Origin of the sequence: Shewanella morhuae (assembly GCF_003028295.1) — a bacterium.
In the GTDB taxonomy this organism is placed as follows: Bacteria; Pseudomonadota; Gammaproteobacteria; order Enterobacterales; family Shewanellaceae; genus Shewanella; species Shewanella morhuae.
Genome location: NZ_PYSG01000002.1, coordinates 1 through 24285, shown reverse-complemented (window position 1 = coordinate 24285; position 24285 = coordinate 1). Strand labels below are relative to the sequence as shown.

Annotated in this window: 17 protein-coding genes and 2 pseudogenes; all 19 read right to left on the bottom strand. The window is 45.1% G+C overall.

Features of this window, described 5'->3' with window-relative positions; all coding sequences use genetic code 11:
• Positions 1-115 precede the first annotated feature (115 nt).
• Positions 116-1564: a metalloprotease TldD gene (gene tldD, locus C9I43_RS00680; protein ID WP_107881459.1), complete on the bottom strand. Its 1449-nt coding sequence runs from the start codon at positions 1562-1564 to the stop codon at positions 116-118.
• Positions 1565-1677: 113 nt separating this feature from the next.
• On the bottom strand, positions 1678-2526 hold the full coding sequence (locus tag C9I43_RS00675) for a carbon-nitrogen hydrolase family protein (RefSeq protein WP_107881458.1): 849 nt from the start codon (positions 2524-2526) through the stop codon (positions 1678-1680).
• Entirely contained in the window at positions 2450-6616 is a 4167-nt protein-coding gene (locus C9I43_RS00670) for a YhdP family protein (RefSeq protein ID WP_107881457.1), read from the bottom strand. The genes C9I43_RS00675 and C9I43_RS00670 overlap by 77 nt, the downstream gene beginning before the upstream one ends.
• The gene (rng, locus tag C9I43_RS00665; protein ID WP_076499464.1) at positions 6616-8082 is read right to left on the bottom strand and encodes a ribonuclease G; all 1467 of its coding nucleotides are present in this window, start codon (positions 8080-8082) and stop codon (positions 6616-6618) included. Before rng ends, C9I43_RS00670 begins: the two co-directional genes overlap by 1 nt.
• Before the next feature lie 217 nt (positions 8083-8299).
• On the bottom strand, positions 8300-8905 hold the full coding sequence (locus C9I43_RS00660) for a Maf family protein (protein ID WP_076499243.1): 606 nt from the start codon (positions 8903-8905) through the stop codon (positions 8300-8302).
• A gap of 2 nt (positions 8906-8907) precedes the next feature.
• Complete coding sequence (mreD, locus tag C9I43_RS00655) at positions 8908-9396, bottom strand: rod shape-determining protein MreD (RefSeq protein WP_076499245.1); 489 nt, start codon at positions 9394-9396, stop codon at positions 8908-8910.
• Positions 9393-10430 (bottom strand): rod shape-determining protein MreC, encoded by a 1038-nt coding sequence (gene mreC / locus C9I43_RS00650; protein ID WP_107881453.1) that lies wholly within the window; start codon positions 10428-10430, stop codon positions 9393-9395. The genes mreD and mreC overlap by 4 nt, the downstream gene beginning before the upstream one ends.
• Before the next feature lie 44 nt (positions 10431-10474).
• Positions 10475-11524 (bottom strand): rod shape-determining protein, encoded by a 1050-nt coding sequence (locus C9I43_RS00645; protein ID WP_076499255.1) that lies wholly within the window; start codon positions 11522-11524, stop codon positions 10475-10477.
• Positions 11525-11862: 338 nt separating this feature from the next.
• On the bottom strand, positions 11863-16467 hold the full coding sequence (locus C9I43_RS00640; protein ID WP_181317834.1) for a DUF6701 domain-containing protein: 4605 nt from the start codon (positions 16465-16467) through the stop codon (positions 11863-11865).
• Positions 16460-16927, bottom strand: coding sequence for an MSHA biogenesis protein MshP (locus tag C9I43_RS00635; protein ID WP_107881451.1), 468 nt, complete (start codon positions 16925-16927; stop codon positions 16460-16462). The genes C9I43_RS00640 and C9I43_RS00635 overlap by 8 nt, the downstream gene beginning before the upstream one ends.
• Complete coding sequence (locus tag C9I43_RS00630; protein WP_107881449.1) at positions 16917-17777, bottom strand: PilW family protein; 861 nt, start codon at positions 17775-17777, stop codon at positions 16917-16919. The genes C9I43_RS00635 and C9I43_RS00630 overlap by 11 nt, the downstream gene beginning before the upstream one ends.
• Complete coding sequence (locus C9I43_RS00625; protein WP_107881447.1) at positions 17777-18325, bottom strand: type IV pilus modification PilV family protein; 549 nt, start codon at positions 18323-18325, stop codon at positions 17777-17779. Before C9I43_RS00625 ends, C9I43_RS00630 begins: the two co-directional genes overlap by 1 nt.
• Positions 18315-18803 carry a type II secretion system protein gene (locus C9I43_RS00620; protein ID WP_181317833.1) on the bottom strand — a complete coding sequence of 163 codons (489 nt, stop codon included), beginning with the start codon at positions 18801-18803 and terminating at the stop codon, positions 18315-18317. The genes C9I43_RS00625 and C9I43_RS00620 overlap by 11 nt, the downstream gene beginning before the upstream one ends.
• Positions 18804-18974: 171 nt before the next feature.
• A complete protein-coding gene (locus C9I43_RS00615) occupies positions 18975-19493 on the bottom strand; it encodes a prepilin-type N-terminal cleavage/methylation domain-containing protein (protein ID WP_107881443.1) in 519 nt (172 codons plus the stop codon).
• A 157-nt stretch (positions 19494-19650) separates the two neighbouring features.
• On the bottom strand, positions 19651-20268 hold the full coding sequence (locus C9I43_RS00610; protein WP_107883978.1) for a pilus assembly FimT family protein: 618 nt from the start codon (positions 20266-20268) through the stop codon (positions 19651-19653).
• A gap of 82 nt (positions 20269-20350) precedes the next feature.
• The gene (locus tag C9I43_RS00605) at positions 20351-20845 is read right to left on the bottom strand and encodes an MSHA biogenesis protein MshF (RefSeq protein WP_107881441.1); all 495 of its coding nucleotides are present in this window, start codon (positions 20843-20845) and stop codon (positions 20351-20353) included.
• A gap of 5 nt (positions 20846-20850) precedes the next feature.
• On the bottom strand, positions 20851-22071 hold the full coding sequence (locus C9I43_RS00600; protein ID WP_107881439.1) for a type II secretion system F family protein: 1221 nt from the start codon (positions 22069-22071) through the stop codon (positions 20851-20853).
• A 2-nt stretch (positions 22072-22073) separates the two neighbouring features.
• A pseudogene (locus tag C9I43_RS00595) lies at positions 22074-23832 on the bottom strand (GspE/PulE family protein).
• Positions 23829-24285 (bottom strand): annotated as a pseudogene (locus C9I43_RS00590) (tetratricopeptide repeat protein); the annotation flags it as partial. The pseudogenes C9I43_RS00595 and C9I43_RS00590, both read right to left, overlap by 4 nt.

Here is a 24285-nt window from a genome sequence, read left to right as displayed (position 1 = left end):
ACATTTGCGAATGATAACATCCATCATAGTAAGCAGCTATATACCCAAGCTACCTGAAGATTGGCACTGTAGCCTCTTCAGGTTGTTTGGGTATAAAGACAATGACGAAACTGAACTATGCCGTACCGCCCACAGTTAAACGATCTAACTTCAAGGTCGGTTGACCAACGCCCACGGGTACGCTTTGTCCATCTTTACCACAAACGCCAACGCCTTGATCTAACGCCATGTCGTTACCGACCATCGAAATTTGGCTCATCGCCTCTGGACCATTGCCGATTAAGGTTGCGCCCTTAATTGCTTGAGTCACTTCACCATTTTCAATCAAATAGGCTTCAGATGCGGAGAATACAAACTTACCCGAGGTAATATCCACTTGGCCGCCACCAAAGTTAGGGGCGTAAATGCCCTTTTTGACCGATTTAATGATCTCACTTGGATCTGACTCACCCGCCGTCATATAGGTATTGGTCATACGCGGCATAGGCAAATGTGCGTAAGATTCGCGGCGACCGTTACCCGTTGGTGCCACACCCATCAAGCGTGCATTGAGTTTGTCTTGGATATAACCCTTTAAAATACCGTCTTCAATTAATACGGTTCTTTGGGTCGGAACACCTTCATCGTCAATGCTAAGTGAACCGCGACGATTAAGTAAAGTACCATCATCAACCACAGTCACTAATTTAGAGGCAACGAGTTGCCCCATTTTACCGCTGAAAGCACTGCTGCCCTTACGGTTAAAGTCGCCCTCTAAACCATGACCCACGGCTTCATGAAGCAATACGCCCGGCCAGCCATTGCCTAACACCACTGGCATTTCGCCCGCTGGCGCATCGATAGCATTGAGGTTGACCTGCGCTTGACGCACCGCTTCGCGAGCAAAGGCAAAACACATAGGTAAACCAGTATCGTCGCTGGCCATTAATACGCCGTAGTCATGGCGACCACCGCCACCTGCACCGCCACGCTCACGTTTACCGTTTTCTTCTAGAATCACGCTGCAATTAAAGCGCACTAAAGGGCGAATATCGGCCGCTAGCGTACCGTCACTTGCGGCAATTAAAATTTCTTCGTGCACACCCGCCAAGCTAACAACCACTTGGATAATGCGGCTATCTAAACTGCGAATAAAAGCATCGGCTTCTTTTAGCAGATTAATCTTTTTGACTTCTTCCATCGCGGCAATGGGATCTAAACTGTCGTACAAGGCTAATGCCTTACGGCGCTTAAATGCGCGAACTTGAGTTTGCTCGCCTGCGCTAGCAATACCACGCGCGGCCTCTGCTGCGGCGCTTAAGGCGGCTGGTGTAATATCGTCGGCATAAGCAAAGCCGGTTTTTTCACCGCTAATAGCACGCACACCCACACCGCGTTCAATGTGGAAACTACCGTCTTTAATGATGCCGTCTTCCAGCACCCAAGACTCATGGCGACTACCTTGAAAATAGAGATCGGAATAATCGATTTTGTGTTGATGTATAGTGTTGAGATAACCCTGTAGGCCATCTAACGCTAACCCATTCTTCAATAAACTTTGCTCTACTTGTGCTAAAAATGGCATCGATGCTCTCTTTGATCCCAAGGGATCTTAATATTCTGAGTGTAAATTCGTTGTACTAATTCTGTATGTCAATCGCGGTCTAATTGGATATTGCCGCTCGCCAGTGCGGACGGTTATTTCAAGCTTGGCTCAAGAAAACGATTATGCTGCATAACGGGCATTTTACGGCGAATATCGTGCAGTTCGGTTAAGTCAACTTCAGCCTGTACCCAACCCGTACCGGTTTTACGCTGGGCCAAAATGTTGCCCCAAGGACCGACGATCATGCTCTGCCCCCAGGTTTCACGGCTACCTTCGTTATGCTGTCCCCACTGAGCCGCTGCAAGAATAACGCATTGCGTTTCAATGGCTCTTGCCTGCAACAACACCTGCCAATGAGCTTCGCCGGTCACTTTGGTAAAAGCCGATGGCAAGGTAATGATCTCAGCCCCAGCAAGACGCATCGCCCTAAATAAGTCGGCAAAGCGTAAATCATAACAGATGGCTAGGCCAATTTTGCCAAAAGGTGTATCGATAACGCTAATGTGATCCCCTGGGCAGAAGGTTTCGCTCTCGCGATATTGCTTTGTACCATCGGCAATATCCACATCAAAGAGATGTAGTTTATCGTAATGCCCTAACGTATCACCTTTATCATCAAACAGATAACTGCGGCTATAGACACGGCCATCGTCTGCTAATACTGGGATAGTACCTGCAACCATAAAGACCTGATACTTAGCTGCAAGTGCACTTAACGCCGATTTGAGCGGACTGTTGTGGGTATCGCCCGCATAAGCCAGTTGCTGACTTTCGTGGCCGCCAAACAATAAACAACATTCAGGTAATACCACTAAATGAGGTGTATGGAGATTGTCTTTATTAAGGGCTTCCCGCGAGAGTGCCTTAAGCTGCGATTCGATAAACAGCAGATTGGCGCTGACGTCGCGACTGCTCTGGCATTGCAACAGGCTGATGTGCATTCTTACCTCCCTGAATTTGTTTAATCGGCTCTACTACTTGGCTTTTTTCGGGTAGGACAGACGCAGGCGCCTGTACCGGTGATGTAGGCTCTTCAACCTGTTCTGTAGGCTTAACCTCTTGACTTTGCGCCTCTGGTGTCTCGGTCGCTTCAGTTTTCTTAGCTGCGGGTTGAGTTTGACTCGCGGCGCCGACCGGTACTGCTGGGCGCTCAACACCCACTATGGGTAGGATAGACTCGGGAATTTCAATCTCTTTACTCTTACGCTCCAATTCTTCAACCACAGGTTCGGCCATAGTGCCAGTCACTCGAAAACGAATTTCTGAAATGATTTCAATCACAGGCTCAAGCACCTTTGTCAGTGCAAATGCACCTATCCCTAGTGTCCAAGCACTGGTGCTAAGTAATACCACTGTAGGCACACTTGAGGCTAACTGCGGTACAAAGCGAATATCGTAATTTAAACTCTCAGTCGTGAGATTAGTGAAACCACGCACCTTCATATTACCTGCAATGGCATCCATTTCGGTATCCGTGGTTTTTACCACGCCATTGTCAATTTGGAGATTGCCGTTGAAGGAGTTGAAATACATGCCTTGACCAAAAACATCGGTAAAATCCAATGACAGTTTACGCACAAGGGAATCTAAGCTAAACAGAGAGAAGATGCGCGCGCCCTTATCACTCACCTCAGATAAGTGACCTTTACCGAGGTCAAACTTCACTTTACCGTTTAAGGTTTCGAGGGAAAACGCATAGGGAGCCCCTTGCCAAGACACGTCGGCATTTATTTTCAGCGGCGCCTCTTTTACTCCAGGATCGATACCTAAGAGCGCCGATAAATGATCAAATTGTTTCGCCTTTAACTCAACATTAAGTTCAGTTCGATTCTGGTCAGCTTGCTGCCAAATACCACTGCCTTGCAAGCTCACGTTAGGGGTTGTTAACGACAGAGTTTGAATTTTATAACCGTCAGGTTGCGGCGTCGCCTGAAACACTAACTTACCTAGTTGCTTATCATGAAAACGAAAATCTTCCACGTTAATAGCAACGGGCGGCAAGTTAGTGAACACTTGATCACGACTAAAACCAGACTCGGCAGCCGAGGCTATTTCTGGGGATAAATACAGTTTATTCGCCACGACTTTAAGGCCCTGAGTGCGCCAATTGGGATAAAAATCAACACTGCCATCAAATTCATTAGCAAGGATATTAAAGCGCCAACCGGTTTCATTAGGTTTAGCATTTAAGGTAAGTTCGGTAAGCGGTTGTCCAGCAAGATCGAAATGGCCGATATGTGCATCAATTGCACTCACGTTAGGAAATAGACTCCCATGGGACGATTCATCAACTAAAATACCCGTTTTCGGCGCAGTTTCTTTATTAACGAAAGCGTCTATCACCGGCTGCCAATCCGCTAATGTTGCCTGACCGAGATCCGCTTGAATATGACCTTGGTCGGTATTTCTGGCTTCGTCTTCATCAAATAATCGACCTAATAGTAAGTCAAAATAACTCAGGTTCACGCCCTTACTTGCCTCAAAGCCACCGATAAACTCAGCATGATTGGCAACTTTGATATTGAGCGAGGTGCTATCTTGATTACCCGCAAATTCCGCAACCAAAGGCCGAGGCTCATCTGCGGGTTTAGCAAAGTATCCTGGGAGCAACAGTTGCGTGCCGATAAGATCTGAGGTGACGTTAGCTTGTATATCATAACCTTGCTCAGTAAATAGCATAGTCAAGCCACCATCAAAATTGACTTTTCCTTGATAAAAATCACTCAAAGGAGAATGTAACTCTGCGGGTAGTCGGCTGAGATCCCAGCGGCTTTTAAGCTTAAGATTAAGACCAAAGTCCTTGCCTTTAGGCTCGGTATTAAAAGTTAAATTAAGCGGCTGTTCAAACACACGCGCATTAATCCCTTTGCCCGTAACGATTTGGTTAGCAAAATCGACGGTGCCAGTCACGTCCTTAAGTTGCACCCCTGGCTGCGCAATATATACCAGCGTATTATTAAAATTAATTTGACCGCGAATCTCTTCGTTAGCACCATCATACAGCGGAATACTGAGATCTAAACGGCCAGTCACAGCGCCTTGTACTTGCACAACCTCTAAGGTTTTCCCCACAGAACTGGCTAAAGGCGAAGCCTGCAACACTTTGGTTGCATCGTTGCCTTGGACGGCAAGATCAGCTTCAATCCTCAGCAGCGTTTGCTCGCCAATGGCAGGGATATAAACATGCGCGCCGCTAGCATCCACCGACATCAGCTTGCCGTGGTTTACCCATAAATCCATACCGGCATTTTCAAATAAGGCATTAAGGGATAAATCGGTGACAGCGGGCCAATCGGGTTGAAACTGAAACTTAGCATCGGTGAGCGTAAATGCCGCCTGAAATACGCCACTATTATCATCAAAGGGGAAACCATTTAATGGACCATTCCAAACCACTTGCGCATCTTGGGTTTGGCCTGCTTTAAGTCCAGTATCCAAATATTCGGCCAGCGACTCGCCCATCGCCTTCTTGGGGAAATATTTGTCGGCATTAGCGACATCGTTGATATGAACATTCGCGCTCAGCGCCATATGGATTGCGTGACTGAAATCTAACATCAGTGCAGAGTCGACACTAACGTCATCATTATTGAGCTGCAATTGCGGCACGCTTAAGGTTAGGGTTTCGCTATCGAATCGCCCCGTCATCGGCGCGCCATTAAACACTAGCGGCGCAGAAAACTCATCACCGAAATCAACTTGATAGGTCTGTTCAGGCAGTGACAGCAGGAGACTTTTATCTTGCCAGCGTAAGTTAATATCCAAGGGGTTTGTGCTAGGAATACCGCCGACTTTTTGCCAATGTAACTGCGTTATATTTGTGCTGGCAAGTAAAGGCTGGTCAGCTTGTTGGTATAATCGAATAGGCCCAATACTGGCCTTGGGAGATAGCGCAGTCCATTGGTGCAATACCTCGTTATCAACACCCGGAAATAACGGTAACAAAGGCAGTAAATTTTGAACGTTGAGTTGATTTACATAAGCAAAAAATTGATCAGTCTCGCTTTTAGCAGCCAAGGTTAACGTCGGCCAATGCTCACCATTAGTGATAAAATCAAGCCCCGTACTTTGTACTTTCCAGCCCGTTGCTGTGGGCTGCCAAATGATATCACCCGCCTGAATTTCAAATTTTTGTGCCGATTGCTGTAATGTCCATTGCAACCAACTAGGCTCAAAATGCACCATCGCTGAGCTAATACTGCGATTAGCAAACGTCAGCCAAGCCTGTAGATTCACCACGCCCTCTAAGGGTAACTTTTGGTTTGATTCATATTGGCTTGAATCATGATAGTTGCTCTGGCGTGAAGCCCACTCGCCTAAATCTAACGATGTCGCAGCCAGATACATTTGCCCACTTAAGCTATCGGGTTTTGCCCCATCACCATTAATATCTAACTGTAATGCCAGCGATTCATGCTCAGTGGCATTATTATCCAGATACAACTCCCCTGCACCGCGGTGACGTTCGCCATTATTGCGCCAGTTTAAGTGGCGAATATTAATAGGTCGAAATTCTTGGCGTAAACTGAGTAATTGCACGGTGGCGTCGGTAAGGGAGAACCTATCGAGTTGCTTGAGCAATAAGGCATAAAGCCAATCAATTTGGGGAGGAGTCTCCGCTGCGTTCGCCTTGTTATCAGCTAACTTATCTATATTTAGCGCGACATGTACGCCATCAAAATTGACATCTTCAATACGTGGAGTCAGCGTGAGCAATGATTGCCAAAAATCGAGTTTTACTTGCACGTTTTTGATTATCACTGTCACCGGCAGGGCATCCTGCGGCGGAATAACTAAGTGATTTATATTAATAGCGGGGCCAAATGCTTGCCAATGGGCGGATAACTCTCCCACTTGTACATCGATTTTATATTCGTTTTTTACGTAATTAGCCAGTTGCTGACGCACCTCATCAACTTGAGGTAACAAACCGCGGATTAAACTGACTGCAAGCGCAAACACCACTAAAACCAGCGCCAAAAGTTGCCAACAAAAACGGCTTATTTTTTTTGCAGTCAAAGGCGCAGCCACTACATCATTACCACATCATATTTGTACTGCGAGTACATGGGCTCATTCTGTAAACGGATACGCTTACCAATGTATACCTCAAGCTCGGCAATCTGATGGTTTTCATCGGTATGCAAACTTTGGTACACCGCAGGCGCGCAATACAATAAAAACTCATCGGCATCGTAGGCGCGATTCAAGCGAATAATCTCGCGAAACACCTCGTAGGAAACCGTTTCAACCGTTTTCATACTGCCTGTGCCATGACACGCAGGGCATTCTCCGCACACTACATGCTCTAAACTTTCACGGGTACGCTTGCGAGTCATTTCAACTAAACCTAAGCCTGAAAAACCACTCACATTGGTTTTAACTCTGTCCTTAGACAAAGCGCTGATTAAGCTACTGAGTACCCGAGCCTTATGATCCGCGGTCATCATGTCGATAAAATCAATAATAATGATGCCACCGAGATTACGCAGACGTAACTGTCTCGCGATGGCTTGGGTTGCTTCAAGATTAGTATTGAAGATGGTTTCTTCAAGATTGCGGTGCCCAACAAAAGCGCCAGTATTAATATCGACAGTGGTCATAGCTTCGGTCTGATCGATAATCAGATAACCGCCAGACTTAAGTTCGACCTTACGACCCAGCGCTCGCTGAATTTCGTTCTCCACATCGTAGAGATCAAAAATAGGCGCAGGGCCCGAATAATGTTCAATCTTCTGCGCAATCTCAGGCATAAACTCTTGAGCAAAAGACTGTAACTCAGCAAAAGTACCGCGAGAATCTACTTGAATTTGGTCAAGCTCAGTGCCAACAAAATCACGCACAATCCGCACCGGCAATGCTAAATCTTGGTATAACAGAGACACGCCACTGCGCTTACGACGTTCGCTGACTTTGGACCAAACACGGCGCAAGAATGCTGCATCTTGGGATAATTCATCTTCACCCACCCCTTCAGCGGCGGTGCGAATAATAAAACCACCGTCATCATCCACATAGGGCAGAGTGATTTGTTTAAGGCGATTACGCTCTTCTTCTAGCTCAATACGTTGTGAAACGCCCACATGGCTAGAACCTGGCATAAATACTAAATAACGCGAAGGCAGAGTGATATCGGTAGTTAGACGGGCGCCCTTAGTACCGAGCGGATCTTTAACTACTTGCACCATAATATCTTGCCCTTGACGGACTAATTCGGCGATATCACGAACAACGAAATGACCTTTCTCAACATCAGCGACACACTCAGTGTGCGGCACTATGTCAGAAGCGTGTAAAAATGCCGCCTTTTCTAAGCCAATATCAACAAAAGCCGCTTGCATGCCGGGTAACACACGGCTGATTTTACCTTTATAAATATTGCCGACTAAACCCCGTTTCATTCGGCGTTCAATATGCACTTCTTGCAGCACACCATGCTCAACTAAGGCAACGCGCGCCTCAGATGGCGTTACATTGATCAGTAATTCTGAACCCATCTTGCGCTGTATTTTATTTGGATTTAAGCGACTGGTATTCACGATTCACCCCATTCGGGAAACTAGATTAATTAATCGAAGTTACATATTTTCTAAGCATGAAAACCGAATAAAGCATCAACGGTAAAAAGTCACTTCGACGGCTCGATTAACAGCCGACCACCTCGGTCAACTTCATTCTAACCTCAAGTCAAAAGCGTAATACGGTAACACTAAGTCAGATGATCCCAACCTCGGCTAACAATTCGCGGGTTTCGACTAAAGGTAAGCCCACTACGCCAGAATAGCTGCCGTCAATTGCCGCAACAAAGCAGCCACCCATACCTTGTATACCGTAACTACCCGCTTTATCCATCGGCTCTGCTGAGGCAACATAAGCTTCAATTTCTGCTTTGGATAAAGTGCAAAAACGCACTTGTGTTTGCACTAATCGTACTAAAGTTTTTGCTGTTAAGGATGACTCATCCTTACGATACACCAATGCTATCGCCGTCATCACGGTATGCAGTTGACCAGATAACTCACTGAGCATTCGCTTAGCATCGGCGGCATCGGTAGGTTTCCCTAGTATTTGGTTTTCAAACACTACGATAGTATCAGAACCTAATACAGCAGGTTGTGACATACCAGCACATAATGCGAGTCCTGCATGGGCCTTTTCAGCCGCTAAACGCTGCACGTAATCTATTGGCGTTTCACGTAATTGTGGCGTTTCATCAATATCTGGAGCCACTTGCGTAAAACTAAATTCGGGGCGACCCAATCCAATTTGTGCCAATAACTCTTTGCGGCGCGGTGAAGTCGAAGCGAGCACTAAATTCATAATTAGCGAACCTTATAATGACGTCGTACGCGACGTAAAATCCAAAATATCCACGGCCAGATGATTAATCCTGAAATGGCGGGCAAAAATAAATCCGTATGGAAAACCGCTTCTTGCATCACAAATTCCACCCAGTAAATGACTAAGTGATAAATACAGAGCAGTAGCATGATCACCAACGATTGCTGCCATTTAGGGAAATTACGCAAACGTTGGCAATGTAAAATAGCGATATAAATGACCAACGACATGGCCAAAGAACGCACACCTAAGGTAGCGCCCAATAAAATATCTAAAATAAGCCCTAAAACCCATGCGGTTAAAATATTGTATCTATGGGGTAACGCAATAGACCAATACATAATAATCATCAATAACCAGTCTGGTCGCCACGCATCAACCGCACTTGGTAAGGGCATAATCTGGCTGATAATCCCCACAAATAATGTCACCCAAACGATGAGGCGCCCGTTGGCGGCTTGGAAACTCATTGATTTACCTCAGTGGCAGGACGAACGGTTTCCGCTGACGGATTAACAGTAGCTGGCGTAGATGCTACTGGTTTAGCCGCATTAGTGTCGGGCGTGGTTAGCTTAACCTGAGGAGTCACTGTCTTAACTGCAGGAATGGTTGTATCGGTATTAGACCCATCGGTGACAGCAGGATGATCAGCCGCTGGCGCAACCAATTGATTGGGTAAAGTCACACCAGAATCACTCGCGGGCCAAATGAGCAGTAAATATCGAATACGATCTAAAGCCGCTAACGGTTGCGCAGTAACGCGAGCATAGCTTTGGCCATCTTCAGTCAACACTTCCATCACCCGTGCAACAGGGTAACCTTCAGGGAAACGATTACCTAAACCGGATGTCACCAGTAAATCACCAACACGAATATCGGTACTTTTAGCTACATGGCGCAGCTCTATCTCATCCAACTCGCCTGTACCATTGGCGACAAGGCGCACATCATTACGGGTGATACGTACGGGTAAGCCATGTGATACATCAGAGAGCAATAGTACCCGACTGGTCATCTCACTGACTTGTACCACTTGACCCACAACCCCTTGTGCATCAACTACCGGTTGGCCGACAAATACTCCACTACGTGAACCGTGATTAAGGACAACATATTGATGAAACGGATCGCTGGCGACCTCTAATACCTCAGCCACCATTCTACGCGAGTCAAGATAGGCAGGAGAGCCTAAAAGTGCCCGCAGGCGTTCATTCTCTTGGCGCAAGTGTTCAAAACGCTGTAAGCGCTCACTCATCAGCAGTTGTTGTCGCAGCAGCTCTTTATTTTGCAACGCCAGCATATTGCGGGTGGCAAAACTTTCAGAAGACCAGTCAAGCACAACGCCGGGCGCACTCGCCAAATACTGTAATGGGCTAAAAACAGAGGCCAGAGATTGCCGAACGGGATCGAGGCGATGATTAGCCACGAGCAAAAACACCGACAATATAATTGCCAGTGTCAGACGGAATTGGTTTGAGATACCACGAACAAAAATTGGCTTCATAGGAGAGCTAAGGCGGTGATTAGCCGCCCCATACCGAAGTTAAATTAGGTTTCTTCGGAGAACAGATCGCCGCCGTGCATATCAATCATTTCGAGGGCTTTACCACCACCGCGCGCTACGCAGGTTAATGGATCATCCGCTACCATTACGGGTATTCCGGTTTCTTGCATTAATAAACGGTCTAAATCACGCAGTAATGCGCCGCCGCCAGTTAATACCATACCGCGCTCAGAAATATCAGAAGCTAGTTCTGGTGGAGATTGTTCTAAGGCCACCATAACAGCACTAACAATGCCAGATAATGGCTCTTGCAGCGCTTCTAAAATTTCGTTGCTGTTCAGTGTAAAGCTACGCGGTACACCTTCAGCCAAATTACGACCGCGGACTTCGATTTCGAGTACTTCATCGCCAGGATAAGCGGTGCCGATAGTATGCTTGATACGCTCAGCCGTAGCTTCACCAATCAAACTGCCGTAATTACGACGAACATAGTTGATAATCGCATCATCAAACTTATCACCACCGATACGCACTGAAGATGAGTACACTACGCCATTGAGTGAAATAATGGCGACTTCAGTAGTACCACCACCAATATCGACGACCATAGAACCCGTCGCTTCAGATACCGGTAAACCCGCACCGATTGCAGCAGCCATTGGCTCTTCAATCAAATAAACTTCACGAGCACCGGCGCCCATGGCCGATTCGCGGATTGCACGGCGTTCAACCTGCGTTGCGCCAACAGGCACACACACTAACACCCGTGGACTTGGACGAAAAAAGCTATTGTTATGCACTTGCTTAATAAAGTGCTGTAGCATTTTTTCTGTCACATAAAAATCAGCAATAACACCGTCTTTCATTGGACGGATAGCTTGGATATTGCCAGGTGTTCGCCCTAGCATTTGTTTAGCTTCTGTGCCGACTGCAGCAACAGATTTCTGACCTGAGCCACCGCGCTCACCACGTATAGCAACAACGGAAGGCTCATCTAGAACTATGCCTTCACCACGCACATAAATTAATGTGTTCGCTGTACCCAAATCGATCGATAGATCATTAGAAAAAATGCCACGTAGCTTCTTAAACATGTAACTAGCCTGTATTCTGTGGAGCCAGAAGAAAAGAAAAATCAGCTAACTTTATCAATGCCACCCTGATTCTACAAGACCGATGGGGCCAACAATCGCTAATGAAGTGATTTTTTTTCAAATCTACACCGAAAATACAATATTTAAGCGCATATCACAGTTTAATGGCGTAAAAAAATACAGTAAAAACCCGGGCGCACACAACACCGCAACAATTTAACCACTAAAAACATCCATTTTACGATTAAGATTTATCGCGCCAAGCCCAATAAATCTCCAATAACGGATTAAGCATTGCGTTTTTTACTTGTCAGTTTTTAGCCAATAAATGACTTAAACTAATCCACCTCACGCCAGTAAATAATTCGATCATGACCTCGATAACGGCCAAAATATGCACTCGCTCGAGGTTCGACCGTGATTGTTGGCGTAATATCATTCCAATTCCAGTACCATTCAAGCCAACTCGGCACATGTAAAGGCGCGGTAACTTGCCCACGATATAGCGCGCCACTGGTTGTAATTGCCCGCCAAAGCAAATCAAATTGACCTGCCTGAAATTTTGGCATGCTGCCAGAACGCTCGATACTTTGCCCTGCGACTAAATCAGGCTCAAAACTATAGCCAAGGTTAATATCATCGGTTTGTGACGCCAAACTAGCGTTAACGACTGTACAACTATCATCACTATTCAAGACCCAGCTACTGCCATTCCAATACTCAGCCCGCGTCGGCATACGTAGTATTTCAGTCTCTGGGCCATAGGTGTTATCCATTACCACTCGCCCGTGGCGAAGTTTTTGGGTGGTGATTTTTTTTGCAGTACAGTTCGCACAATTTCCTGTCGTTGCGGCATCCATATCCGGTGAGGCTACATACGAGTTAATCCCATTAGGATGTGGATCGTTATCTAATACTTGCACACCAATATCAAGCAACTCGAAGGGGCCATCCTGATACAAATTGGTCAATACATTAGGTGTCACTCGGCTGAAGTTCGCGCGATAACTGTTATCTAAGCTTGCTTCACCTTTTATCCAACTGGTTGACATTATGGGTAAAGTGCTTAATCGGCTTTGTAAATCGATACCATTATTGATGTTTTCGCCCACAAGCTTGGCTGTGGCAAAAGAAAACGGTGCAAAGTAGTTTTTCGTTATATCGCCGGCGATATTTAGTGCGCTTAATGTCATCGACATTGGGAATGATTGATCCATATAGCTAAAGCTATCGCAGGCTGGAGACACGAATGCCTCGCTCACCAAAAATCTATCGGGGACAAAGCGGCCAATATTGGCTGAGTAGCCAAGCGGAATATTCAAACTACTGGCAGCACCGAGGTAATTACTGCTTGCTTTGGCAGTAAGCTGGAACACGCCAACCTCACTAATCGTTTGATTAAGAATAGTATTAATATTAGTGCTATTTGCTATATGACTATAGGATGCAACACCTAATGCGCCATCTCGGCCACCAATAGCTATAGCAGGAGCCACCACTTTGCTCGCAAGTGTCATAGTCTTATCACTGAAGTTGGGGGTAGATAAATTGCCAGTACAAAAGTCTGTGTCTGAATCCCTCTCCCACGCCATGGCTTGCACTGTCATACCAAAGGATTGGCCAGCCTTACGATAAACATTACACGCCATACTCGCGCTTGCGCAGCTAGCATTGGCATCTACGGGTTTGATACATAACCCAGCCGGTACACTGACAAATGGATCTGCACCCGTCATCACTAAACCTTGCTCATCCCCCGTACCCGTATACTTAGCATCTAACTGTAACTTGCCGGCATCAGGATAATTTACCGAAATTGTTGCTTCACCTTTTGTGTCAAAAGTTAGGCTAAAAGGTGTTGGAGCCGAACTAATACCACTAATAGAAGCGCCATTAACTGTGATTGCTTTTGATAAGATGGGAGCGCTCGGTTCCACATAGTCACTCCAAAAACTGAGACTCTTCGTCTTATCTTGGAAGCTCGGAATACATTGCTGAGTTACATCTGATTTTTTCACCGCTTTAACTAATACGTCTACTGGCTTATTTGCTAGCTTATCAGGGACATCAAAAATAAAACCACTGTCAGCAAAAGCCAGCGAACAATTACTGCCACTTAATTCTCCTGATCCAATCCGACAAAGAGTCTTACTCAATGGCTTAGTCGTAGGATTTGAACCCTTTACGCCTAACGTGACCACTCCGGGCGTATTCCGCCGTAGTTGTAATTGTGTTGTTCCACCGTTAAAACTCACTTGATTACCACCAACCCACACACCATCATTTATCGAATCAGGTAACAACGTGGCACTAAGAGGCTCAGTAAAAAGTTGGCTACAATTTGCATTAGCACAAGCTCGAATCGTTACCGTTTGGGTATTACAAGTGAGCCCTTGACCCGTATGGTCAAATTCAAAATGATCAATTTGAGCGCCTATAGGATTTGATTTTAAAGCACAAATTTGCACATTATCAATTTCGTGATTGTTATTTGAACCACCTGTAGAGCCCGTTAAAGACAATAAAAAATCACTGGGGACAGCCGCTTGTCCAGATTCAGCCACCGCGTTGAACGCTGGGATTAAGGTCACAAATCCCGAACCTGTATTACGTTCAATTTTGACCACTGACTGGCTAGATAACTGCGAGTCGATAGTGATTTTATATCTGTGCGCTGGCGACACATTATTACCATCCACCGCTGGCGATAAACAGTTACTTCCCGTATTCGTCGTACCGTTACTGCAAGTGCCACGTAAATAACGATACCCACTCGTTCCTACACCCGAGCCGCGCACCGCAACTGACTGTCGGCGCTGCCCGATATTAGTGCTACCACCTTCACCGGAGAAATTGCCGTACTCGTCAATTCCAACACCAAGCCAACCACCAGCAAACCCACTAATACCAGGTTTATAACCGTAACCTAAAGGCCCACCAAAAGCGCCCGGCTGCGGCGTTATGGCAGCATCAGATAGCACTACACTCATACCGTCAGCGCCATTACCACCGTATGCATAGTGGTCAAACTGAATTTCGACTAGGTTATTGGCTGCAGGAAATAATCGTTGATAAGTCGATGCCGTCGATTGGTTGGATTTAGCTTCTGTTAAGCGTAAACGATTACCTACAATCGATGGTGTGAAAGTACCACTGCTTGTCGATACCACCCAATCACTACTTAAAGGGCTTTGGGAGAATTGATCATTAAAGCATTGTAAAATGGGGGCTGCTTTCTCGAAAGCAACAAAACCGTAATTTTCAGATGCATGAGAACGATCATTACTTTGGTAGGTATCTTCGTCATTGACCATACTGACCTGAGTTGCACTTAGATTACAGCGTCTTAACCAGCCACCGTCGCTACCATTATGAGAGTTTTTGCCTGCAACTAACGTTGGCGGATTAGCAAATCCAATCAACCCAGTGTTATAGGCACATTGATCGGCTAACGTTTTGGTACTGCTACCCCCTGAATGGGTCATTGCTGTACCGAATTGATAACGAACATCCGCACCATTTAAATTAATAATGCCTTTAGCAACGGGCAAAGCTAAATAAGCAACAGACTCATTTACCAAATCCTTTATATTTGCAGGCTGGCATTGTGGGCTATTTGATTTTTTGTACACTTGAGAAACATCCATATTAATCTTTAACCCTCCGGATGCAGGCTCAATAACACTTGTCAACCAACAATTATTATTATTGGTCTGAATCTGATTAAGTACCACGGAATAGTTATTATCTAAGCTAACATTTGTCCAACCATTATTATTCATGCCAAAGGCGCTATTGATATTAATACTTCCAGCTCGCAAAGGGGTACCATCTGATAACGTATAATTCCCAGGCGTAACGGCTATCCAGTGCACTTCTTGCATATTTGATGCAGGATTATTTGTTCCAGAAGGCTGGGCCTGACGCCAAGTAAAGCCTGTGGATGATATTGACGTGATGAAAGTAGAAGATGGAACATCATTATTAGTATTGGCAGTAGATATTGTCGGCATTAAAAAGACTAAAGGTTTTACACCAGTAGGAAAAGCGCGTTCGAAGGTGACGGAAGCGGTAGTCGCCTTACCGTAATTAAGTTGAAGGCTTACCCCGTTAACTATTTCCGTATCTTCATTAATCGTTAGTTTACGTGATGTAATACGCCCGATTATGGTATTTCGCCCATTAACAATGACGTCTGCATCGCTATAGATATAACCATTAATTACAATGTTTGAAGTATTTAAAGCAATATTACTGTAACCAAAAAATAATAACTCACCGGCACGATTAGGATTAAATTTCAGTGCACCAGATATGTTAATTGGGTTTTTAACGAAAAAACGTACATTGCCAGCGGTATTGATAACTGGTGTGCCACCTGTAATCGTGAAGTTTTCAACCCAATAATCTCCAGCAGATAAATTAAGCACTGTAGATGCATCTAAAATTAAATTCTTTATTTTATAAGTTTGGTGCGAAGATGAAAATGTCAAATTACAGCTATTTTTATCTAAGACTACCGAGCCAAATTCAGTGGTATTATCTGCACCAAGTATTGCGTTGGCTTGGCATTCTCCATAGCTGATGCCTGTAGTGCCACTACTTGTTTGGAATAAATTTGTGGCTGCCGTTAAATCTAATCCAGCAATATCTTGACCAGTAATATCACAATAACGAGTACCACCAGCACCATCATCACAGACATTATTACTCATACTATTACTGCTTTTATTACTGGAACAGTAAGCAAGATTTTGCCCATTGGTTCCATCGATAAAGCCTTTATAAATTGTTAAATTGGATGCGGGATTTGCGCAGCCATTAGCTGTGCCATGATGGCCTTGAACCACTGCGGGGAAATATTTGCCATAGTCTATATTCTCAAAGGCTTGAATCGAGCAGCTAAATAGCAGAATACAACATACTGTTATAAATCTAACCACGGGCTTCTACCTCTACTTGTCGGCTAACACGAGTCTCGCCGCTTTCACATATTGCTTTACTGTTGATCCGATATTGAGTCACTGCGTCTACCGCATATGCTGTACAAGTCAACGTCACACTACAGGCATGAAAACCGGTTACATTAGGGGGATTCCAAGTGCTGGTTGCTAGGCAAATGCCAACGGAACCATTCAATGGAAATAACTGAGCTAATGCCGCATCGGCGCCACTATTGGCAGCGGCAAAGGCTCGAGTGCCCCATACTTCTTGGGTGAGTGCGGTATCGCTGTCCTGCACAATATTAATGAGAGCAGAAGCTAATAAAAACATCACTGTAATTACAAACACACCGATGATAAGCGCACTACCTCGTTGCTGCGCAGGTAATGACGCTCTTGGTAGCGATGATCTGGATGATGAGCGTTTATATGCCGTTTTACGACCAGAGTTAGGGAACATTAATCACCTGCACTTGATGTCTGTATTGAAACGTCTCACCATTAACATTAAATCTAGGTTGTAAGTGCACCATGGCATTATTTACCAAGGTTGATGGCGTCAATGTCAGAGGCTGATCGGTATTATTTGTTAAACTGTTTGCCACACTTTGCGCCATCAACACGCCAGCTCCCATCATATTAGGTTTAGGCTGAATAGTGCTGAAGTTATAGCTGGTATAACGCTGTAGTTGTAATTCATTACTCGCAGCGACTTTTTCAAAACAGTAACTTACCGGATTAGTTCCAAAATAAACTCGCTGCCGCGGTGAGCCTTCAGCAAAACGTAAGGCCGCAGTAAACGTTAGTGTGACTTGATTGCCCACTGTCGCGATAGCTTTAATCTGAGCACGCTTCTGCCTTGTACTGCTGGAGGTATTAGCATAGACATCGGTATCAAGTAACGGATAAATCCAAACGAATTGATTAACGCTAATTGCGCTCGGGACATTGTCTAGAATCACAGTGCCAGAGCTCGCTATCGCAGCAGGACTTATAGGCATAGACAAGTAAGTCGTACTGGCTTTAATAGGCACAAATTCAATGCATTGATAGGTTAACGAGTCGGTATTGACTCGCAGGCTATTGGGCAAAGCACTGCGTAATTCACGGGTCATACGCTCCACAGCAAAACGGCTTTGACTGAGCACTTGGTCAACAGAACTCGATTCAACAAAAATTCGGGTGCCAAAAAGTATAAAACTACTCACGCCAACCACAAGAATACCCAGAATCAAGATAACTGTGACCATCTCGACTAAGGTAAAGCCTCGCGTGGATGTTTGCATGCGCTTTGCTGATAAAGAGTTCATCAGTAATTACTCCTCACCATATTGTAAGTAATCACTTCGCTGTCGGGCGTCGTCACATTAATGGTGACTAGCTTAGTATTTGCCACACTTCCATAAACCACGCTGACACTTAAACGATAGTTAGGATAAGCATCAACATAGGTTTGAGTCGAATTCAACATAGTTGTAGTTTCATTTAAGCCGTTGTAATCATCCACATCATTAAAGTTGTTACGACTCTCTAAGACTCCAGAAATGTTATCTTTGCCTAACTCAGTCGCCAAGGTACAAGTTTTACCCGTAGGACTACCACACGCAGGCACACCACCATTGACATTGGTGTTTTGGTCATAGCGTTTACCCCAGATTTCATTCATCAGTGAATGGGCGAGTTCAGCACTGCGTACTCTCTGTAAGGTTTTTGCAGCGCGATCAGCCTGTGGGAATAACATGCTGGTGAGCATCACTATCGCAATGCCAATCACTAACATGCCTACCACCAATTCAATTAAGGTGAAGCCCTTACTCGATGATTGTTTGTGAAGAAATAAGCGAGAATTAGTTGGCATAAATATATCCCTCAGAGGATACATTAATCAGCACAGTATCATTGGCGGTCACGCTAATGCAGCTACCATCACACACGGGAAAGAGTCGGCCGCGACTGTCAAAATCGAGAGTGAAGTTAGTGCTATTCGTGCTCACCAGCACTAATTGAGCTCCACCTTGAAAAGCTTGGCTATAAAGCGGATTGGGTGATAATGCAGTCCCCGTACAAACCGCTTCCGCGCGAGTGGGGAATTGACTCACTTGATAACCAGTATTAGAAACCACTACACGAAAACATCTATCGGTATTATTGAGCGCCTTTTGCTGCACTTGACGCAGCTCACTTATAAACTCATTACGTAGGCTATAGGCGCTGTAGGAAGATTGGGTAAATAGACGTGGTAATACCACCACAGCCAGAATTGAAATCAGGATGATAGTCGTCACTAACTCTACTAAGGTAAATCCAGCCTGTTTTGACATAGGAAATTTAAGCATTGCTCGGGTTAATTGCTGATTTCATGTACTAGGTTCAGTTTCTGCCAACGATATGATTAACGCAAATAAATGTCGGTAAATTCTTGGTAGACTCATTTATTTAAAATCATGTAAGAACCGTATTTTATCTAAAAAAAAGGCCTGCTAGGCAGGCCTTTTCATAAATGCATATTAACAATCAGAAGCATCAGGAATTGCAGAGAAAACAGGAGCAACTGTCGCACTTTCTGCTTGTTTATAAGTAAAACGACATTCTGCTGGAGCACCTTTTTGCCACATGGTCACAATACCCGTACCTTCAAATATAATCCAATCTGCACCGGTGTCAGTAGCAACTGTTGGATCTGTAGCACTGGTTCCTTCATCAAAGCTCACTTCTATAGCATTCTCCAACTCAATTTCTGTGGCTTGAAGATAGCCAAATTGCGTAACTGCGTTAGTACCTGTGCCAATATCAACAGAAGGAGGAGGAGTTGCTGTTGCAGCTTTTTTCTCTTCTCCAGCCAAGGCCGCTTTAGAATAAACCAAGCTATTTGCACCTTGGATTGAGGCTTTTAGGCCATTCAAAGCAGAAACACGCGCATCACCTTGCAGGTTAATAAACTTAGGTGCCGCTGTGACAGCAAGAATACCTAAGATAATGATCACTACAACTAATTCGATTAAGGTAAAACCTTGTTGTCTTTTCATATAAAACTACCTTTCTTTATAAATGATAACTCATGTGAGTACTAATTAAATTAAACCACTTTTAAGCTAATTCGCTTAAAACTAAAATTATTTCAAACTAACTTATTTCAAATCAAGCTATTTAAAACATATACAAAATAAAACTATAGATTACAGCTTAAGGTGTAAATGGCGTTTGGGTAAAGCTTAGCACTTTGCCTGTACCAGGGTTATAAACGACCCCTTTAACACCTGCTGTTGATAAATTGGGCGCTGGGTTTGGCACACCGGTGGTTTGGTTTAGCACAAGTGAGGCCACTTGGTGATAAACGCATAAATCTAAACCCGTAACGGTAGTACCTGTAATTGCATTAGCACTGCCACCGGCACCATTGATAACACGTACAGTGTAACGTTGATTGCGAGCATCTTGGGTGTAGAGCACATTACGCGGTGCGCTCTGCAACACAGTATTAAACACTTCTTGGCAGCTAGCATCCGTCATGGCAGTGGCATCTGTCGTTGCGATACCCGTCGGATAACCAAAGCGCGGGTCGAGAGACACTGCTGTGCCGTCAAGAATAACACTGTTATTTTGGCGTCCGTCAACTTCCCACTGTGAACGAACAAAACTCACTGCGGTAGATAAACCGCCTGCCACACCGTCAACACTGGCATCTTCAGCACTATCGGTGACATTTAGAAACCGAGGGATAGCGGTTGCAGCAAGTAACCCCAAAATAACGATGACAATGACAAGCTCAATGAGTGAGAATCCTGTTTGTTTCGTTTTCACAGTTTTCATATATGCCCCTCTGCTTAATTATTTTATTCTAACAGTTAAATTAATTTTAAAAAGCTCTCGTGATAACAATATTTTATGGCTGTGCCGAAAATATAACGCTGCCAGAATCCAGTTGATAATCGATGCTATTACCATTGGGCGACAGATAGTGGCAGCGATTATCTTTAGCTGAATAATCAGCAACCAAGTCCGCATTATCAAGCTCCGTTCCCATTAACTGCCACCATAAATCTTGACAACCTTGAGCAGTAAATAACTTAGGCTGTGGCCAACCGAGATCATTCATATTAACGACACTGGATTCGGCTTTGTTAGATATATTGTCCAACGCTTCCCAATTCAACTGCATCTGCTGCGGCTTACCTAAGGATAGCCACTGTGAGCGCACCATAACCAGCACATTCACAAAGCGATTATGCTCGACCTCTAATCCACGCGTCGCAATTTGCGGTAACGTCAAAAAATACTTAGCGCCGACAATGGCCACAATGACTAACACTAGCCCTACAACGATCATACGCCCATAGATATTTAATAGATCTTTATCGGCCTTTTGCTGGCTCTGCATTAGGGCTACTTTCCACCTTTAACAACATTGAGCATATCCCACATTGGCAGATATATTCCTAGTGCTAATATTAAGACAATCACGGCGACAAAACCGATTAAAATAGGTTCTAATTTAGCAGTGAGATTCTTTAGATCATAATCCACTTCACCTTCATAAAAATCAGCAGCATCATTAAGCAATTGATCTATTTGGCCGGTTTCTTCACCTACTGCCACCATTTGCAGTACTAAAGGCGTAAATAACTTACTCTGATTAGACACTCTAAGCACCGAATCACCAGACTCAATTCCACGGCGCATACCGACTATTTTGTCGTGCATATAGGCATTGTCTACGGCATCAGCCACTAAGCTTAACGCCTGTGTCATCGGCACCCCAGCACTGAGCATCATAGAGAAGCTACGGCAATAACGCGCTAACGTTGAGCGTTCAATAATCGACCCTACGGCAGGAATATGTAATTTCCATTTATCCCACTGTTTCTCGCCCTTTTCGGTATGGTGCCAATAGCGAATACCGATAATCGAACCAATAAGCGCCACCAGCATTAGCCCCCAATAATTCACAAATAGATTCGATGTACCAATCAGCACTTTTGTCGCCCAAGGTAAGTCGGCGCCAAAACGTGAGAACATCTCGGCAAATTTAGGGATCACCATAATGTTTAGGATCACCATCGCAATCGCGATCGCAATCAATACGAACATGGGGTAACGCATGGCCGCTTTAATACGTCGCCGCGTTTCTTGCTCACGTTCGATATAGCCCGAAAGCTGAATAAATGCGTCTTCTAACTTGCCGGTGTTCTCCCCCACATGCACCATAGAAACAAACAAAGAATCAAAAACATCAGGATGTTGATTCATTGATGATGATAATGGTCGGCCAGCCGTTAACTGCTCAGAGATATTATTTAACGCATCTTTCATCCGCTGAGAATGTGCCGTTTCAGATAAGCCCGCAATCGCCCGTAAAATAGGGATGCCAGAGCGCGTCAGCGAGTACATTTGCCGAGTAAAAATCTGTAATTCTTCTAGCGCGACTTTACTGCCAAACAGCTGAGCCAATGAGAAGGGTTTAGTCACTTTGGCCACGTTGACCTCAAGGGGAATAATACCCCGCGACAGCAATATATCAGCGGCAGCACTTTCCGATGCTGCATCTAATTGCCCCGTCACGGGTTGACCTTGACCACTGCGTCCACGGTATTGATAAATTGGCATAATTACGCCTCAATGCCTTGTTGACTAACAATATCCCTAGATAAGGGAATATGTGATTCGCTCACGTCCTCAACCAATTTAGCCACCTCTTCAATCGTCGTCATGCCTTCACTCAAATATTGTAGCGCTGACTCGGCAAGCGGGGTAAAGTTCGGGCTATTTAATGCCGCTCTGGCAAATTCCTGCGGATTACTGGTACGCATGGCATCAACCATCTTATCGTCCAGCTCAAGAATCTCAAAAATACCAATACGGCCGCGATAACCACTGCCGTTGCAACTCTGACAACCGGTACCTATTTTAAAGTTCGCATGGGTGAAATCTTTACGACTCACACTACTTAGCCACGCCTTTTCCTGCGCGGTCGGTTGATAGTCAACCCCACAGTTATGACATACCCGTCGCACTAAACGCTGGGCAATAATGACTCTTAGGGCACTGGCCACTAAATAACTGCCGCGCCCATGTCCAGTAAACGCAGCGCACTGGTGACCGCATCGTTAGTGTGCAAAGTCGATAACACAAAGTGACCGGTTAATGCGCCTCTAAGACCAATCTCAACGGTTTCTTGGTCACGCATCTCACCAACCATGATAATGTCGGGTCTTGGCGTAACGTGGTACGTAAAACGTTCGCAAAATCTAAACCTATCTTATGGTTAACTTGTACTTGGTTTATTCGTGGCAATTGATATTCGATAGGATCTTCTACGGTAATAATCTTACGATCGGCGGTATTAAGCTCGCTCAGAATGCCATATAAAGTGGTGGTTTTACCGCTACCAGTCGGCCCCGTCACCAATAGCATGCCGTGAGGACGTTTAATTTGTTTACGAATACGCGCCAAAATAGCCGGTGGCATACCTGTTTCGTTCAAGGTTAATAAACCCGCCGATTGATCCAGTAAACGCATTACTACTGATTCACCGTGATAAATCGGCATGGTCGACATCCGCACATCAATATGATGCCCTTTAATGTCCATTTGAAAGCGACCGTCCTGCGGTAAGCGTTTTTCAGAAATATCGAGTCCGGCCATTAACTTAAGCCGCAACACTAATGCGGCAGCAATGTTAACTTCATTCAGAATCGTTTCGTGTAACTGACCATCGATACGCTGACGAATACGCAAGGCTTTATCACCGGGCTCAATATGAATATCCGAAGCACGCATTTGCACCGCATCCTCAAAAATCGACTGTAGTAACTTAACGACTGTGGTTTCATTATCACTGTCGCCAGAGGTGAGGCTGGCTAAATCGAACATCTGATCGGCAGCGTATTCCTCTTCAAGCTTACCGGCGATCTGAGCAATTTGGTCGGTACGACGATATAAGTTATCAAAGGCTTGCAGCAATTGCTGCTCGGGCGCCACGGCTAACTTTAAACGTTTCGGGGCAATAAGGGCTTCAAGGTTATCAAGTGCCTGCAAATCAGCCGGATCGCTCATCGCCACGAGCACACTGTCGCCTCTATCTTCAATCGCTAAAGCTCGAAAACGTCGTGCCTGCACTTCAGGAATTAAGTGCACCACCTCTGCAGAAATTGGCAGTTTGCTGATATCAAGAAAGGGCACATTTAACTGCTGGGATAAAAATGCAGTAATTGATGCTCTGTAATCGATTGTAGATCGATCAAAGTACGGCCTAAACTTTTTGCCGGTATTACGCTGTTCAGCCAACGCTTGTTGCAACTGCGTTTCAGTAATAATCGATTCTTGAACTAACAGATCGCCCAAACGCATTTTTAATCTGGGTTTCATTGGCTATCTCCTAGCTGAGTTAAACGTTGTTCAATAAAGGCACTCGCCTGCGTTGATAAGCCTCTATGGCCTAGTGCTGTGCGATAAGCTTGGCGTGCTGGGTAAATTGTTGCTGCGAATCAAGCGCATAAGCCAATCCCATCCACCATTTAGCCTGTAGAGGTTCTTGTTGTAATAACTGCCTATAAGCTTGTTCTGCCAACGGAAACTGCCTGATTTTTGTGCGATATCCGACTGCGCCATCCACTTTTGTCTCGCCAGCGGGTGCGTATCAGGTATGTGCGTTAACGTCACCAGTGCCAAACTAGGCTGTTCAGAAGCTTGCTGAACCCTTGCGAGGAGCAGCGCAAAGTCGACTTCTTGCGGATATAAGATAAGGCCTTGTTGTAGCAGATCGCTGGCTTGAGCTAATTGATTCTGTCCATAATGCAGCGCAGCCAATTGCTTACGCGC

Bases quoted from the DNA above. Each gene is read 5' to 3' on its own strand.
- C9I43_RS00620 (WP_181317833.1), bottom strand. From the start codon at position 18,803: ATGCTTAAATTTCCTATGTCAAAACAGGCTGGATTTACCTTAGTAGAG.
- rng (WP_076499464.1), bottom strand. From the start codon at position 8,082: ATGGGTTCAGAATTACTGATCAATGTAACGCCATCTGAGGCGCGCGTT.
- C9I43_RS00630 (WP_107881449.1), bottom strand. From the start codon at position 17,777: ATGAACTCTTTATCAGCAAAGCGCATGCAAACATCCACGCGAGGCTTT.
- tldD (WP_107881459.1), bottom strand. From the start codon at position 1,564: ATGCCATTTTTAGCACAAGTAGAGCAAAGTTTATTGAAGAATGGGTTA.
- C9I43_RS00660 (WP_076499243.1), bottom strand. From the start codon at position 8,905: ATGAATTTAGTGCTCGCTTCGACTTCACCGCGCCGCAAAGAGTTATTG.
- mreC (WP_107881453.1), bottom strand. From the start codon at position 10,430: ATGAAGCCAATTTTTGTTCGTGGTATCTCAAACCAATTCCGTCTGACA.
- C9I43_RS00600 (WP_107881439.1), bottom strand. From the start codon at position 22,071: ATGCCAATTTATCAATACCGTGGACGCAGTGGTCAAGGTCAACCCGTG.
- mreD (WP_076499245.1), bottom strand. From the start codon at position 9,396: ATGAGTTTCCAAGCCGCCAACGGGCGCCTCATCGTTTGGGTGACATTA.
- C9I43_RS00675 (WP_107881458.1), bottom strand. From the start codon at position 2,526: ATGCACATCAGCCTGTTGCAATGCCAGAGCAGTCGCGACGTCAGCGCC.
- C9I43_RS00645 (WP_076499255.1), bottom strand. From the start codon at position 11,524: ATGTTTAAGAAGCTACGTGGCATTTTTTCTAATGATCTATCGATCGAT.
- C9I43_RS00635 (WP_107881451.1), bottom strand. From the start codon at position 16,927: ATGTTCCCTAACTCTGGTCGTAAAACGGCATATAAACGCTCATCATCC.
- C9I43_RS00615 (WP_107881443.1), bottom strand. From the start codon at position 19,493: ATGAAAAGACAACAAGGTTTTACCTTAATCGAATTAGTTGTAGTGATC.
- C9I43_RS00625 (WP_107881447.1), bottom strand. From the start codon at position 18,325: ATGCCAACTAATTCTCGCTTATTTCTTCACAAACAATCATCGAGTAAG.
- C9I43_RS00605 (WP_107881441.1), bottom strand. From the start codon at position 20,845: ATGCAGAGCCAGCAAAAGGCCGATAAAGATCTATTAAATATCTATGGG.